We start from the raw sequence: 369 nt of genomic DNA, 5'->3' as shown, positions 1-369 counted from the left end.
GACCCAGACCCTGATCAACGGCCACACTGTCGGTTCGGCCGACTGGTTCGTGCTCAGCCAGGGCAACAACGTCGGCCGCAGCGTCAGCTACTCGCTGCTGCCGTCCGAACTGGTCAGCTCGGTGGAAGTGAACAAGTCCTCGCAGGCCAAGCTGCAGGACGGCGGCACCACCGGTACCGTCAACATCATCACGCGCAAGCCGCTGGAGTTCTCCAAGCCTTTCACTGCGGAAGGCTCGATCGGCCTGGTGCGCTCGGACCAGGCCAAGTCGAACGACCCGCCGTATTCGGCGCTGTTCAACTACGACAACGACGACGGCACCTTCGGCGTGATGGTCCAGGGCTTCAGCCAGACGCGCGCACTGCGACG

1 protein-coding gene is annotated in these 369 nt (G+C 64.2%); it reads left to right on the top strand.

Annotation, left to right across the window (positions count from 1 at the left end; all coding sequences use genetic code 11):
- Window positions 1-369: hypothetical protein (locus tag EN850_RS34260; RefSeq protein ID WP_210238034.1), on the top strand; the 369-nt coding region annotated here is incomplete at both ends.

It is taken from the genome of Mesorhizobium sp. M8A.F.Ca.ET.207.01.1.1 (assembly GCF_004794715.1).
Classification (GTDB): Bacteria; Pseudomonadota; Alphaproteobacteria; order Rhizobiales; family Rhizobiaceae; genus Mesorhizobium.
Note: the sequence above shows the minus strand (reverse complement) of the source record. Positions and strands in the feature narration are given on the sequence as shown.